Source organism: Celerinatantimonas marina (assembly GCF_046054165.1).
Taxonomy (GTDB): Bacteria; Pseudomonadota; Gammaproteobacteria; order Enterobacterales; family Celerinatantimonadaceae; genus Celerinatantimonas.
Genome location: NZ_JBFNXK010000007.1, coordinates 65,227 through 80,028, shown reverse-complemented (window position 1 = coordinate 80,028; position 14,802 = coordinate 65,227). Strand labels below are relative to the sequence as shown.

At 44.4% G+C, this 14,802-nt stretch carries 13 protein-coding genes and 2 tRNA genes; 6 read left to right on the top strand and 9 right to left on the bottom strand.

Annotated elements, in window-relative coordinates:
* Together ABUE20_RS09485 and ABUE20_RS09480 are read right to left on the bottom strand one after the other, a co-directional pair.
* The gene (locus ABUE20_RS09485; protein WP_408619664.1) at positions 1 to 2,412 is read right to left on the bottom strand and encodes an ABC transporter permease; all 2,412 of its coding nucleotides are present in this window, start codon (positions 2,410 to 2,412) and stop codon (positions 1 to 3) included.
* Positions 2,405 to 3,079: an ABC transporter ATP-binding protein gene (locus ABUE20_RS09480; protein WP_408619663.1), complete on the bottom strand. Its 675-nt coding sequence runs from the start codon at positions 3,077 to 3,079 to the stop codon at positions 2,405 to 2,407. The genes ABUE20_RS09485 and ABUE20_RS09480 overlap by 8 nt, the downstream gene beginning before the upstream one ends.
* On the opposite strand from ABUE20_RS09480, the gene ABUE20_RS09475 reads away from it, so the two are divergent.
* Entirely contained in the window at positions 3,057 to 3,665 is a 609-nt protein-coding gene (locus ABUE20_RS09475) for an arylesterase (RefSeq protein WP_408619662.1), read from the top strand. The genes ABUE20_RS09480 and ABUE20_RS09475 overlap by 23 nt on opposite strands.
* Positions 3,666 to 3,674: 9 nt before the next feature.
* Here ABUE20_RS09475 and ABUE20_RS09470 read toward each other — a convergent pair.
* Positions 3,675 to 3,750, bottom strand: a tRNA-Ala gene (locus ABUE20_RS09470).
* Between the two features lie 27 nt (positions 3,751 to 3,777).
* Positions 3,778 to 3,853: transfer RNA gene (locus tag ABUE20_RS09465), tRNA-Ala, on the bottom strand.
* A 228-nt stretch (positions 3,854 to 4,081) separates the two neighbouring features.
* Between ABUE20_RS09465 and ABUE20_RS09460 the strand changes: the two genes are divergently transcribed.
* Positions 4,082 to 4,447: a hypothetical protein gene (locus tag ABUE20_RS09460; RefSeq protein WP_408619661.1), complete on the top strand. Its 366-nt coding sequence runs from the start codon at positions 4,082 to 4,084 to the stop codon at positions 4,445 to 4,447.
* A 59-nt stretch (positions 4,448 to 4,506) separates the two neighbouring features.
* On the opposite strand, the gene ABUE20_RS09455 is transcribed toward ABUE20_RS09460, so the two are convergent.
* Positions 4,507 to 5,334, bottom strand: coding sequence for a pyridoxal phosphatase (locus ABUE20_RS09455; protein ID WP_408619660.1), 828 nt, complete (start codon positions 5,332 to 5,334; stop codon positions 4,507 to 4,509).
* Positions 5,335 to 5,428: 94 nt separating this feature from the next.
* Here ABUE20_RS09455 and ABUE20_RS09450 point away from each other — a divergent pair, with 94 nt between their 5' ends.
* Together ABUE20_RS09450 and ABUE20_RS09445 are read left to right on the top strand one after the other, a co-directional pair.
* The gene (locus ABUE20_RS09450; RefSeq protein WP_408619659.1) at positions 5,429 to 6,037 is read left to right on the top strand and encodes an HAD family hydrolase; all 609 of its coding nucleotides are present in this window, start codon (positions 5,429 to 5,431) and stop codon (positions 6,035 to 6,037) included.
* A 222-nt stretch (positions 6,038 to 6,259) separates the two neighbouring features.
* Entirely contained in the window at positions 6,260 to 8,488 is a 2,229-nt protein-coding gene (locus ABUE20_RS09445) for a methyl-accepting chemotaxis protein (RefSeq protein WP_408619658.1), read from the top strand.
* Positions 8,489 to 8,603: 115 nt separating this feature from the next.
* Here the strand turns inward: ABUE20_RS09445 and ABUE20_RS09440 are convergent, their stop codons facing one another.
* From ABUE20_RS09440 to ABUE20_RS09425, 4 genes are all read right to left on the bottom strand, one after another.
* Positions 8,604 to 10,502, bottom strand: a complete 1,899-nt coding sequence (locus ABUE20_RS09440) for a TRAP transporter permease (protein WP_408619657.1) — start codon at positions 10,500 to 10,502, stop codon at positions 8,604 to 8,606.
* Between the two features lie 164 nt (positions 10,503 to 10,666).
* Positions 10,667 to 11,602 carry a TAXI family TRAP transporter solute-binding subunit gene (locus ABUE20_RS09435; RefSeq protein ID WP_408619655.1) on the bottom strand — a complete coding sequence of 312 codons (936 nt, stop codon included), beginning with the start codon at positions 11,600 to 11,602 and terminating at the stop codon, positions 10,667 to 10,669.
* Between the two features lie 227 nt (positions 11,603 to 11,829).
* The gene (locus tag ABUE20_RS09430; RefSeq protein WP_408619653.1) at positions 11,830 to 12,357 is read right to left on the bottom strand and encodes an NADPH-dependent FMN reductase; all 528 of its coding nucleotides are present in this window, start codon (positions 12,355 to 12,357) and stop codon (positions 11,830 to 11,832) included.
* A gap of 238 nt (positions 12,358 to 12,595) precedes the next feature.
* Positions 12,596 to 13,126, bottom strand: coding sequence for an elongation factor P hydroxylase (locus ABUE20_RS09425; protein WP_408619651.1), 531 nt, complete (start codon positions 13,124 to 13,126; stop codon positions 12,596 to 12,598).
* Between the two features lie 372 nt (positions 13,127 to 13,498).
* Here ABUE20_RS09425 and ABUE20_RS09420 point away from each other — a divergent pair, with 372 nt between their 5' ends.
* Positions 13,499 to 13,870 carry a nitroreductase gene (locus ABUE20_RS09420; RefSeq protein ID WP_408619650.1) on the top strand — a complete coding sequence of 124 codons (372 nt, stop codon included), beginning with the start codon at positions 13,499 to 13,501 and terminating at the stop codon, positions 13,868 to 13,870.
* A gap of 178 nt (positions 13,871 to 14,048) precedes the next feature.
* Complete coding sequence (locus tag ABUE20_RS09415; RefSeq protein WP_408619649.1) at positions 14,049 to 14,795, top strand: DeoR/GlpR family DNA-binding transcription regulator; 747 nt, start codon at positions 14,049 to 14,051, stop codon at positions 14,793 to 14,795.
* Positions 14,796 to 14,802 lie beyond the last annotated feature (7 nt).

Below are 14,802 nucleotides of genomic sequence, written 5' to 3'. Positions count from 1 at the left end.
TTATCTCGCTGCATCAACGGATTTGAGGACCTGAGCGATAAAATGCCGTACGCAAATGTAGATAATCGCTAACCCCACGGCAACAATCACAGGCCATAACCCGATCTCCGGTGCCCAGTCTAAAGACAACCACTGGCCTAACCAACTTAGCATCACCTCCGAAATGACAATCGCCAATATTGAGCTTATCAGGCCTAATATACCGAATTCCAAAAACAGGGCTTTTTTTAAAACCTGATGCGTAGCCCCCAACAACCGTAATACGGAGACTTGCTGTCGCCGCTCAAATAATCCAATTGCGAGTTGTGCATTCATCAATAATGCCGCAGCGACCACTAGCAATAGTGCGATGACCTTGAGGATCAGTGAAAGCTGCCCTAACAAATTACGAGTCATGGACAAAATCTGGCTAATATCAACCGCATTCATCCCTGGTGATAACTGTCTGACCTGCTGTAAAAAAGAGCGTTGTGATTCAGGAAGATAAGCACTCAACAGAACCATTCCTGGATAATCTTCCAGTGCCCGAGGAGAAAAGACAATGTAAAAATTCGGCTGAAAAGTCTGCCAGTTCACCGAACGAATACTGAGAACCGGCAACTGAAATGAGTACCCGTAAATCAAAAATGTAATTTGATCCCCTACTTGAACATGCATCCGTTTTGCAAATTCTGCCTCAAAAGAAACACCCGGCTTCTCAGCTGACGAATGCCACCACTGTCCTTGAATAATTTGATTTCCGGCTGGAAGCACAGAACTCTGTGTCAAATTTAATTCCCGTCCCGGAGCCTGCGGCTCATCCTCCGCACATTGCTGTTGACAGAGCGGACGTCCGTTAATCGCGGTCATCCGTCCCCGAACCACAGAATATGGCAACGAAAGCTGGATCCCTCTTTGACGGGCTTGAGCGGTCAATTCAGATATCGAAGAGGGCTCTAAATTCAGTAAAAAATAATTCGGAGTATTGGCAGGGAGATCGGCTAACCAACGCTGCAACAGTTGATGCTGAATACTCCACATACCGGCCGTCAATCCTAATGCCAATGACAGTCCCAAAATCAAACTATCGGCAGCGAAGTTAACTCGACTGAGCTGCATTTGAGCGAACTGACTCGAAACTTTTTTAATTCGTTTTAAAATCAAGCCACTTCCCCAGCGCCGCAATAACGACACGATCACAATCGCCACCATCACAATCGAGAGCAGCAACGTCACCCACCGCCAGTTATCTAACAATAAGATCAACTCGGCTAAGGAACAAATAATCCAGCATCCCAATAAGGGATAGATCGGAGTGGCTTGTGAAAGCAACTGCCGATAACGCTGATGAAGCATCGGGACAAATGCTGTCACCGTCAATAGCAAGCCCATCAATAATGGCGTCATCCCCCACCAGAGAGTCTGCCATTCAAAAAAACCTTCCGACAGCCAAGCGGGTCCCCACATTTGCGCGAGCCCATAAACCAGAACACTCACTCCATAACCTAGACCGGTTGCGATGACGAAAACCAATGCAACAGGCACAAAGACCAACATCCAGGCTTTTCTTCTGGGGCATCCCAAAATTTTAGCCAACAACAATAACGGCTTTAATTGGTGACTATATCCGCGCATCGCGATCAATAACGTATAAAAACACAAGAGGACAATCAAACTCACCGCTAATCCAATGAGCTGTTTTCCGTCTAAAAATAATTGCTGAGTGCGCTGATTTAAGTCAGTGGCCGAGTGATAGTGCCATTGGGCAGAGAGTGAAAGAGCCAGCTGATCTAACTGCTGAAGCTGAGCTTTATTTCCTGAAAAATCGGTTAAATACTGAACCCGACTACTGGGACCGATGGCCTTGGTGCGAACTAGATCATCTACATCGATGACCACTGTCGGCAAGAACCAGAAAGATCGCGTGGCACCACTGGGCTCTGACAGCGATGTACCGGCGACTGTTAGCGTCGCACTCCCTAAATCGATCCGATCGCCGATATGAACATCCAACATCAACATCGCACTCTGATCCAGCCAGATTTCACCCGGTTTTAACGGCAGCTCCGGAGTCCGTTGCCATTGCCCCCGCAGCGGAAAGTTGCGATCAGTCGCCCGAACCCGAACCAATTGCATCTTATCACCATGATAAGCCATCGTATCAAATACCACCGAACGACTCTGGGATAAGGCAAGCTCGGTGATACGATCGGGAAGGGTTTGCTCTCGATGAATACTTAAACTTCGATCAGCTCCAAACCGGGCCGTACTCTGTTCCCCAAAATGATGTTTTAAACTCTCACTGAGATAGCGACCACTCACAATACAAACCACACATAAAATAATGGCGTAGCTCATCAGCTTTAAAAAGCCACTATGCCAAAGTCGCCAAGACTGATGCGATAACATGGCCGAGGTTTTTATATTATTCATAGATACCATCCGCATGGATGATCAAACATCGCTGACAACGTCTGGCTAATTGAGGATCATGGGTCGCCAGCAGCAGACTCATCTGATAACGCTGATTCAGTGAAAACATCAAATCAGCAATTTTTTCACCCGTTGCAATATCTAAATTTCCGGTAGGTTCATCGGCAATCAGTAATCGAGGCTTAGTCACAATCGCCCGGGCTAACGCCACTCGTTGTTGCTCCCCACCAGAAAGCTGGGTCACATCACGCTGCGCTTTATCGGCTAACCCCACCTGCTGCAAGGCATCCATGAGCGCTTCGAGGGTTAAATCTTTCCCCTGAATAAACCCAGCCATGCGCAAATTTTCCAGTGCCGAAAAACCAGGAAGTAACATAAAAGACTGAAAAACGAACCCTAAATGCGAGGCTCTTAACGCCGCTCGCTGCTCATCATTTAACTGACTGAGAGGCTTATCAAAAAGCCAAATTTCTCCTTGCGTGCAAGGCTCTAATCCAGCGATGATAGAAAGCAATGTGGATTTGCCACTTCCGGATGGCCCCATTAGCGCCAGCGAATGACCTTCATCCAGTGAAAAATTTACATCCTGATATAATTCAAAGATAGACGAACGTTCATCGCCCATCTGTTTAGAGAGGTTTTCAATGCGAAGTACTGGTCGGCTCATAAAACACATCCTACTCATATGGTTTATCACGTTCATTCCTGCCCATGCCACGACATTACTCATATTAGGGGATAGCTTAAGTGCTGGACATCGAATGAAAATTAGCCAATCCTGGCCTGAATTACTGCAATCCAAATTTCCGACAGTTACGGTGATCAATGCAAGTAGTAGTGGTGAAACTAGCAGTGGTGGAGCCCGGCGATTGCCTGCGCTATTAAAACGCTATCAACCCAATTGGTGTTTAATTGAGCTAGGGGGGAACGATGGCCTACAAGGATTACCTCCGACCCATCTGCAACAACAACTCACAACGATGATTCATTATTCTCAACAGGCCCAATGTCGAGTCATTCTGTCCGAAATAAAATTACCTGAAAACTATGGTCACCGCTACAATCAAGCATTTACTCAAGTTTACCATCAGTTAGCAACTCAGTTTAAAATACCACTTCTGCCTTTTTTTGTAGAACCAATATATCAACAACCCGGTATGATGCAAGCAGATGGGATCCATCCTAGCATTCAGGCACAGCCCATCATTGCAAATTCAATTGCGAAATTTCTGAAAAAACTTTGGGATAATTAAGAAAGGAATTGGTGGAGCTAAGCGGGATCGAACCGCTGACCTCTTGCATGCCATGCAAGCGCTCTCCCAGCTGAGCTATAGCCCCTTAAAACAATTAATCTAGAATCACATTTGGTGGAGCTAGGCGGGATCGAACCGCCGACCTCTTGCATGCCATGCAAGCGCTCTCCCAGCTGAGCTATAACCCCAATAATGTGGATTAATCCGTTAAGGCGACGCGCATTTTAGGCATACACCGAATAACAGTCAAGCGCTAAACAACGAATTTTGAATCCAGATGAATTATTCGATTACTATTTATGCAAATCATCTTTAATTGCACGATTCATATTGATAAAGATCATTTATACCAAGCAAATTAATGGGGTTGTTTATATAATTGGATTTTCTAGCAGATGAGCAATAAGGTCAGGTCAATGCTATTTGAACCACAAGCGATCCTAAAACAATTCGGTATGTCTACCTGTAGTTTTAATTACGACGAATATCAATTGTTTAGTGACTGGCTTATTTCTCATAATAGCCGAGGACGAATGATCTTTATTAGCGCTAGCATTGAGGAACAACGTTATCATGGGGCTTTCATGATTAGTTGTCCTCAACTCGAAAGCCAATTCATTCTTATCAAAGAAAAAACTAACTTACCTTACTGTTTTACACGCCGTTATACCATTGGAACGCTGACGTTTAATTCCAGCTCTTGGAAGATTGGCGCTAAGACACACAATTTTCAACAAGCGATGCAGCGGGTATCTAAAGTATTCTCAATGTGCGGTATTTAAGTCACATAGACCTCATCCACACATCGTTATTTTAATACCACACCCCATCCTCGTATCAATCATTCAAAAAATTCGGGGAAAAAATGTTCCAGTGCCGCTGCAATCCCATTATCGTTATTACCCGCGGTGACCCAATCAGCCGCTTGTTTTAATTCATCGACCGCATTTCCCATCGCAACACCTTGCCCAGCCAATTTGATCATGCTGACATCATTGCCATTATCACCAAAAGCAATGACATGTTTCGGATCAATCTGCCAATCTTTTAACAGCTGTTCCAATCGGAACCCTTTGGTATTACCTGGAGCCGACAAGTCAACTCGGTTGTACCAAGACCATTCACAGCTTAAATCCAACTGAGTTTGCAACTGCGCGACGGCCTGTTGGATCTGGGCCGGATCTGCGCCACTGGCCACAAATTTCCAGATGGTATCACCCGATTCAATGACCTGTTTAAAATCAACTTGTCGCATGACTGGGCGCAGCTCAGGAGCGACGGTTTCCGCCCACTGTTGCATCTCAATCAGATGATCATCCAAGTGTTCATACGTCATTGCATCACTGACGTACATCAACATATTGATTTCATCATAATCCATGGCTTGCACAATCTGCAGCGCATCACTTTGTGCAATCGGAGCCCCTTGAATCACCCGATCATTTATAAAATCATAAAGATAAGTACCATTACAACAAATAACCGGTGTATCGAGTTGCAATTGGTGATGGTACGCCCGAACCGCAACATGATGCCGGCCGGTAACTAATACCACCTTCACCCCCTGATCCCGTAGTGTCTGAATAGCCCGCACAGAATCAGCTCGAATTTCACGATTTGATCCCAATAATGTCCCATCAAGATCAAAAGCGACAACTCGATAGCTCATATAAAAACTCCTTCATAGAAATTTATGGGAAATGATTTAAGATAGCTAACCATACCTGTTTTTATTCCAATTAGCGATTGTGTGGAGTGGATTAATGCTCGATCTCAGCCAATACAAAGCCATTATCTTTGATATGGATGGAACACTGATTGACTCCATGCCTGCACATCTAAAAGCTTGGGAAACCGCCTCACAATTACATCATTTTAAATATGACGCCCTCTGGTTACACGCCTTAGGAGGGATGCCCTCGAAAGAAATTGTACAAAAAATCAATGAGCAACAATCTCTTCAACTCGATCCCAATGCCGTGAGCCACAGCAAATCACAAGCATTTAATCAGCTACGCGCCCAATGTAAGGCGATTCCCAGCACAGCAGCCATTGTCAAACAGTGCTACGGCCAACAAAAATTAGCGATAGGCTCCGGTAGCCAGCGGCATAATGTCGAAGCTATTTTGAAAGCCAATCAACTGGATCGCTATTTTGATGTCATCGTTTCGGCAAATGATGTGATGCAGCACAAACCTCACCCCGCCACCTTTTTAAAAGCGGCCCAACTGATGAATATTCCGGCGAATGAGTGTTTAGTTTTTGAAGATACTCAATTAGGCATCCATGCAGCGCTAGCAGCCCACATGGATGTCATTCAGGTCGATACTCAAGGAAAATTGCTTCCTCTGGTCAAAGCCTTCTCAGCCTAATCAACCGGCGATAAAAAATACAATGACTTCAAATAATACATCTATGCTTTGAAGAAGGGTCATAGATTTGAGTGGGTGATTACAGCGAATTTAAAATAAGAGCAATACCTATCCTCACCATTGGTTTAGGTTATCTTAAAATCAATCCAACGATTCGCTTGAGCCGACTAATGATCGAACCCGACCTCACGTCATACCATTAAAGCAAAGAGGAAGCCGGAGATGAAGTTTAAACACCAGATTTTGCTATTGCTATCCGTCATTGGCCTTATTCCGATGTTAACGGTCATTGTCGTCATCATTTCTATCGCTTCCAACTCGATGGAACAGCAAGCTTTGGCACAACTTCACTCAGTTCGGGAAGTCAAAACAACGGCCCTGCAAAAATATTTAGAACGGCTCAACGATGAGGTCTCAACATTGGCACTCAACCCCGCTACCAGTGGTGTTTTAAGCAAGTTAGATCAGGCCTATCAGAAAATAAATCCAACAACAGAGCTGCTTTCCAAAGAGACCGCTGCCTTAACAAGTTTTTATCGACAAGAATTTTTACTCAGATTACAAAAAAATAATCCGGGTGCTGATGAGGGTATTGTGAACCACATCATGAATAACCTCAGTGAACGGGACATTGAATTACAATATCGTTTTATCGTTAATAATCCCCATCCTGTTGGAGAAAAAGATAAATTAAATCATTCAGGCAACAATGACGAATATGATCAAGCCCATGCCAGTATTCATCCCTTCATGCTGAATGTACTCAAACAATATGGCTTTTATGACATTTTCTTAGTCGATAACAATGGGGAAGTCCTGTATAGCGTTTACAAAGAAATTGACTTTGCAACCTCATTGACCCATGGCCCGTATAAAGACTCCGACCTAGCCGTCGCGTTTAAAAAGGCCCAACAACTCGATAAAGGACAGGTCAGTATCACCGATTTTAAACTCTATCGTCCTTCTTATGATACCCCGGCCGGTTTTTTTTCATCACCGATATTTGATGCTCAAGGCAAACGCGCAGGCGTTCTGATCGCTCAATTTCCAATCGATGGCTTAAATCAACTCATGTCACAACGCAAAGGTATGGGACAAACGGGGGAATCACTCTTAATTGGGCAAGACCATCTGCTGCGATCCGATTCTTATCTCATGCCAGAACGCTACAACGTGGTCACAAGTTTTATCCATCCGGACCAAAGTAAAATCTCATCTGCAGCAGTCGATCAAGCCCTAGCAGGAAACGAAAGCGATGCAGTCATCCAGGATTACACCGGGCATGAAGTATTGGCTTCATTTGCCCCCTTTAAGTTTTCTTCATTGAACTGGATAATTGTCGTGAAAAAAAATGTCGATGAGGCACTGGCGACCTCACACCAACTGTGGTGGATAGGAGTATATATTTTGCTCATCGCCATGCTGTGTATTCTAATCATTGCGTTTTTCTTTACCAGACATGCACTCAAACCACTGGGAGCCGATCCCCAACAGATGCGCCAAGTCGCAGATGCGATTGCCAAAGGTGATTTAACCGTGGAAGTTCACGCAGAATCTCCCAACAGCGTCATGGCTGCATTAGCGGCTATGCGCCAAAACTTAAAAGATATTATTACCCAGATCAATCAAACATCCATACAGCAAAATTCCCTGTCCCAGCAGGTTGCAAACCGCTCGCAGCAAACCAGTGAAGCCTTGGCTGAGCAAGCTTCACATACCCTACAGGTAGCCGCTGCCATTACCCAAATGACCGAAAGCACCCATGATGTAGCCCAGAATATTCAGGCCGCAACGTCAGCTTCGAAAACCTCCAAAAACCAAATAGAACACAGTACTCAGGAGGTCATTGACTCGGCGCAAGGGCTAAACCAAGTCGCCCGTGAGTTTGCTCATAATGCCCAAACCGTGAATGAACTCACCGAGCAAGTCAGCTCCATTGCTACCGTCTTGAAAAGCATTCAAGCGATTGCCGATCAAACCAATTTATTAGCGCTCAATGCAGCGATTGAAGCGGCCCGAGCAGGAGAATTTGGTCGAGGTTTTTCCGTAGTCGCCGATGAGGTGCGTTCACTGGCATCCAATACCCAACGAGAAACCGTACAAATTACTGAAATTATTCAACGTTTGGAAACGACTTCATCACAAACACAAACTCAATTACAAAGCAGTGTCAAAACGGCAGAAGCGATGTGCTTACAAGCCTCTAAAACAGCAGATAAATTAAGCCTTGCCGCTAAATCACTCGATGATATTGAACATATGAATGATGGCATTGCCAGCGCATCCCACCAACAAAGCCTAGCCACACAAGAAATTAGCACTAACGTCGACTCTCTCTCGTCTTCAATTAACGAATGTGAGCAGGCGATGCAATCGGTTGCCGCATCGAGCCAGGATATTGCAACGTCATCCAATCAACTGGTACAGCTGGTCAAAAACTTTAAAATTTAGTGATAGAGATAACTCCTGTCGTGTTGTTCAACAGCGACAGGAGTTTCCCCCGAGATCAGAGCGAACGCCCTTGAAGCACAACGATAAAATGGGCTGTATCATTGGATCTGCTCATTCACGATGATTGACTGTTACCCAGAATATGATGCCGAGCATTAATCACGGTTAATACAATCACCACTAACATCGCGATTAAACGAATCGTATCGGTTGCGAATAATACCGTCAGAGCCATCACTAAAAGAATCAAACGTTCGGGCAGGCTAAGCACTTTCAGCAATCGGCCTTCAATGCCGCCCGCAAACGCCACAAACAACGTTACCGTCGCAATGATCGACACCACAAAATGCCAAATAGACTCGTTATTAATAAATATCAGCCCCGAAAATGCCATCATAGCCGGGATTAAAAAGAAGCCTTGTGCCAACTTAAAGGCTTGCACGGCCGATTTCATCGGTGAGGCATTAGCAATCCCAGCGCCTGCAAAGGCTGCTAACGCAATGGGAGGCGTCACATTCGATGTTTGCGATAACCAGAACACAACCATATGCGCGGCTAATAATCCAACGCCAAATTTCATTAAAGCGGGTACAGCCATAATCGACAGCACAATATAGGCGGCTGTAACAGGTAAGCCCATCCCTAAAATAACGGCAGCAAGCGCCACAAGCGCCAAGACCGACCATAAATACCCACCCGACATGGCGATTAAAAATTGAGTAAATTGCAGCCCAATTCCCGTTTGCCCCACGACGCCCACGACAATCCCAGCCGTGGCACAAGCCACCGAGATCGGTAAGGCCAGTAATGCCCCTTCACGCATGCCAACAAGAATCGGTTTAATGCCAATTCGACTCGAACGACGCAACATCGCAGCAGCCAATATGGCGACACACCCAGCAACCCCCACTAATACCGGTGAATAGCTCATCAGTAACAATACCGTAATCAACACCAGAGGAACTAAAAAGTGCCAGCCTTGAGCCATTACAGTACGCATTTGCTCGGTTTTACTCATCCCTTCAAGACCGAGTTTACAGGCCATTAAATGCACATAGAGCAAGGTACACATGAAATACAAAATGGCAGGGGCAATAGAAACCAATAAAATATCGCTATACGCAATCCCAGTGAACTGCGCCATCACAAATGCACCCGCCCCCATCACCGGCGGCATGATCTGTCCCCCCGTAGAAGCTGCCGCTTCAATCCCGGCGGCTTGCTCAGCTTTGTAACCGAGTTTCTTCATCATCGGGATGGTTAACGCACCGGTGGTCACAGTATTAGCAATTGCACTCCCAGAAATGGATCCCAAAGCCGCTGACGCGATCACACTTGCTTTGGCTGGCCCACCTCGATACTTACCTGCGACAGCAAAGGCCATATCGATAAAGAACTGTCCCGCACCACTGACTTGCAAAAAGGCACCAAACAACACGAAAATAAACACAACTCCTGCCGCAATCGCTAACGGTGCCCCGTAGACCCCATTGGTTGAAAAAATGTGAAAGCGGATAATTTCTTCTAAAGAGAATCCCTTACTCGCCACGCTGGCAGGGAGTACATCGCCAAATACAGCATAGCTGAGAAAAAGTACAGCAATAAAGACCATCACCCAACCCACGGTACGGCGAGTCGCTTCCATCAGGGCAATCAACATCACGCCACCCGCTAACTGATCGAGCGGTTGCAAACCATCTAATAAAAAGCTGATATCATCATAATCAAACTTCGCAATTCTCAGCGTAGCCCAACAGGTCATCATGATTAAGGCTAAATCAATAACTCTGCCGGTGAGATAAACAGCCGCATTCGTTCTCGGTCTAAATAGCGGATGCGTTAAAAACACCAGCACCAAGACCCAGCTTAAATGGACAGGACGAAAAACAGGCGCAGCAAGGTGAGCCGAAATACTCTGCCATAATTGAAAAATTGAAAAAGCAACTGCGGCAACCGCAGCAATCACCATCACAAGTTCAGTCGTCTTGCGATTTATTGTACTGTTCTGACTCATTGCAAACTCCATGCACTCTGTCAGTAAATATGGGCCAACCGACTCAGCGACGCCAATCCTAAGGACTGGTTTTAATACACTGTCTGACTTAATCGTAGAAAAGTCATCAGCCGTATGAATCATAAATACGGCTGATCATCATATCTTGATTACAAAAACACCAACTATTTAGCGAGTTGTTCTTGACGATATTTTTCTGATCCAGGATGGAGAGCGATACCGTTCAACTTATTCATGTTATCGACGGTCGTAAACTGAGTCACATTAATCACTTTTCGGATCTCATCCATGTGCTCAAAAGCGATTTTCGTCATCTGATAGGCCAACTTGCTATCGAGGTTTTTATTCACAACCAGCACGTTCCAAACTGCAGGTGCTTTAAAGGCGGGAACTTTGTTATAACTATTTTGTGGTACATCTTGCTCAATATAAGAAGAATTAGCTGCTGTAATTTTTTTCAACTCATCCGAGCTAAACGACAAAATACGAATATCGTGAGTTAATGCTAACTCAGTAATAGCCCCGACGCCAAGGCTGCCCACAATCACGCCCGCATCAATCTGCCCATTCGCAATTGCATTGGTCGTCGCGGTGTAATTTAATGATTGGGCTCGAATATCATTAGTCGAAATACCGAGTGTTTTCAAAATATTAGTGGCACTCACACGGGTACCGGAACCAGGAGCGCCGAGGGATACTTTTTTCCCTTTTAAATCTTGAATCGAGTGGATATCGGAATCAGCCGGAACAATAAACTGCACCACATTAGGATAAAGTGCGAACAAAACCGTAACATCCATCTTACGTGGAAACGGTTTTTGTCCATTGGCGGCTTGTAGCACCACATTACCTTGTGAAATTCCCACCAATTGTTTACCGGCGGCCACCTTAATCGTATTTTCCACAGAGGCTGCCGTCACTTCAGCACGCATATTAAAATCTGGAATATTTTCACTCCACACTTTGGCTAACATTCCGCCCAGTGGATAGTAAGTTCCACTTTGGCTTCCAGTACCAATCGTATAACTGGCAGAAAATGCGGGCAGTGCAAACAATGTTGCGGCTAAAACTAACAATCCTCGTTTGATCGTTTGGTACATACATGTACTCCTTTTTTATAGGTAGGTAACCCAAAAAATTCCACCTAAATACAACAAGTTGCTGATTATTTGCATCATCCGTTATAGGTATAGAGGTTACATTTATGAAAGAGATTTGTTTTTTCGTCAATCAGACAAAATGATAAATGAGAAGTATGAAGGAATTTAAATAGAATAAAAACCCATAATATAGGGTTTTTATTCATAATTAGTGAGTAATTATTTAATCATGCGCTCAATTTTGCCACAGCGGCTTTAATTTCGTCAGCAATGGCCGCATTGGTGAGCAGGCCTTTTTCCAGATCGAAATTATCGTAGAAACTAGCGACCGAAACCGAGGCTTTGACATTCCCCCCAAAAAAAGGTGCCGAACCTTTAGCCGCAGCCAAAACAGATTGCGCGCCACCAGCGCCCGGAGATGTCGCCAAATACACAGCCGGAATATCTTTAAAGACTTTCTGATCAATACGTGTAGACCAATCAAATAGATTCTTATAGGCCGCTGGATAATGCCCATTATGTTCGGCAAAAGAAATAACCAGAGCATCCGCACCGGCAATCGCATCAAGAAATGCCTTGGCCTGCTCAGGTTGGCCAATTTCTTTCTCTTTGTCTTCACTAAACATCGGGACTGGATAATCATTGATATCTAATACGGTCACATCAGCGCCTGGAATAAGATTAGCGGCATAAGTTGCCAAGGCTTTGTTAATAGAGGTAGAACTTGTACTTGCTCCATAAGCGATAACTTTCATTTGATAACCCTTATTGTTGGTTGAATGTTAAAAGATTAGTCTGCGTTACACTTGGCAACAACCCCAAATTTTGCAGGTTATTATTCACACGTTTGTCGCTGATAAAACAATACCCGTATTGCTCATAAGCTAACAACGCATCACGACCAGCCATCGCGATAAATTAATCGATGATATCCCATCATTTTTTCAAAAAAATCATCATCTCTTGCGCGTTAAGCGACTTCTGCAAAGACAACTAGGCCGCTACAAATTGTTCAACTGACAACGGTGGTGTGTGATAAAACTGGCATAAAGCTTGAGATAATAGAGCAACCCGAGGCGGTAACCCTTGCGCTAAAATCTGCATGACTTCATGCTGCACTCGCTGCATGAAGTCCAATCGATTAGGCTCAAAATCACCATTCAAATTGTCACAACTGACATTAAACGGAAATCCTGCACTAACGGCTAAAATCCATTCGTAAGCTTGAGGACGCACTTCTACGTTTTCAAATTGAGCCTGTACGGCTGCCGTACGCCCATCCGGTTCATACCAATAGCCAAAATCTTCTCGTAAGCGCCTTTCTGGTCCCGCGACCAACCAGTGGGCAATTTCATGTAAAGCAGATGCGTAATAGCCCCGGGCAAAAATAATGCGGTGATCAGAGTGCGTCTCATCTGCGGGTAAGTAGATGGGTTCATCGCCGCCTAATTCCAAACGCGTTCGATAATCAGCATAAAATGTGTCATTAAAAATCTGGATAAGGTCGGTATATTGATGATTCATGGATTTAGAGTCTGTTGGCCTTTCATGATTAATTTTGCAGCCCTTTGAGCTTAATTTAGGCAAATCAACGGTTGTGCCGGGGGACATTCTCCACAAACGACACCTCATGTTAAATAGAGCAAGCTCAGATGCTGCCATTCAATATAAACACTTTTTGGATGTAGCGCATCCAGTGATCGCGGCTCTATCACCGTTCAGAGCGAATAACCATCCATCTCTTAAGATATCGTGTCGTTTCAGCGCTCTTTTCATATGCTCCCGCATCAACAGTTTTCCTTAAATTCCCCTGCTCTTTTTCTATTTCTCAAGAAAGTATCTATTTGTTACGGAAGGGGTATGATAAAAAATACACTTATTGATAGGGAGAATAAAATGACAAACGGACATCCGATGGGGTCTTGTCGCAACTGCACATTGAGCCTAATGCAACGTTGCTACCAACGCCACTGGTGGTTTCATTTCATTCGTGATCCCCTGATTTGGGGCATGTATGGACTAGGTTTTATCCACGGGATCAAACCTAAACAATATAGAGTGAAGAATAAAACCTGCTATGGTTGCATTCGCTTCCTAAAAGCAGAACTGATGCAAAAATCACCACTTTTCTGCCGCTTACAAAACATCATCGGTCCCCACTTTAAACGCATTTCGGCATCAATGCTCACGCCGGAAGAACAAGAGCAAGCGAAAAAACGAGCTCAGGATCTTTTTGAAGAGCAGGACTCAACCACCACGCCCAAATAAAAATCTATACATCATCTGATAACCTATCTGAGAGCATAAAAATATCAGCGTGAACGCCTTTGCGTTCACCTATATTCATTCCCTATTCCATTCCAAGATGTCGTATTTTGCATCTTTTTAATTGCAATTACTTAAAAAATGGCTAATCATACTTATAAACACTTACGTGATTTTAAGTATGACGCAAGAAGAACGCTTATTAGAACTGGAAAAATCTATCCAGAGCCAGCATAAAATAACACTAGCCGAGATCTGTGATCGCTACGGGATCTCTTATGACTCGGCACGCCGGGATTTAGTCAAACTCTCGCAAAAACCTCATGTGATGAGGGTTCGTGGTGGGGCTATTTATAATCAACTCTCAACTCAAAGTCAGGGATATGCCGAGAAACCTGTTACAGCATTAAAACAACAGTTAGCCCAAGCCGCCGCAAAACTGGTAAAAGAACATGAACATATTTTATTAGATGCCAGCACCACCCTGACGGCAGCAACACCTTTATTTCCAAAACATTTAAAAATAGTCACCAACTCACCAGACATTCTGCAGGCCGCATTGCCCTCTCAGGAAGTCTTTTTACTCGGTGGAAAATTCGACAGCTACCATCGAGCGATTCTCGGACAACAAGCCGAAATGCAGGTCCAACACTACTTTGTAGATAAAGCATTTATTGGTGTTTGTGCCATTAATGAAAGCGGGTTGACAACTACTTCCGAGCAAGAAGCTACACTAAAAAGAGCCATGATGGCACAAGCCAAGCAGGTCATTCTGGTTTGTGAAAGTTCTAAATTTGATACTCAGAACTTTTTTTCAATCTATCCGCTAAGTCGGGTAGATATAGCCATTACCGATCATCGAATTTCTACGGTTAGCCGGAATTATCTTCAGGATAATGACATTGAGCTAATCACCATTAACATATAGGAACTCA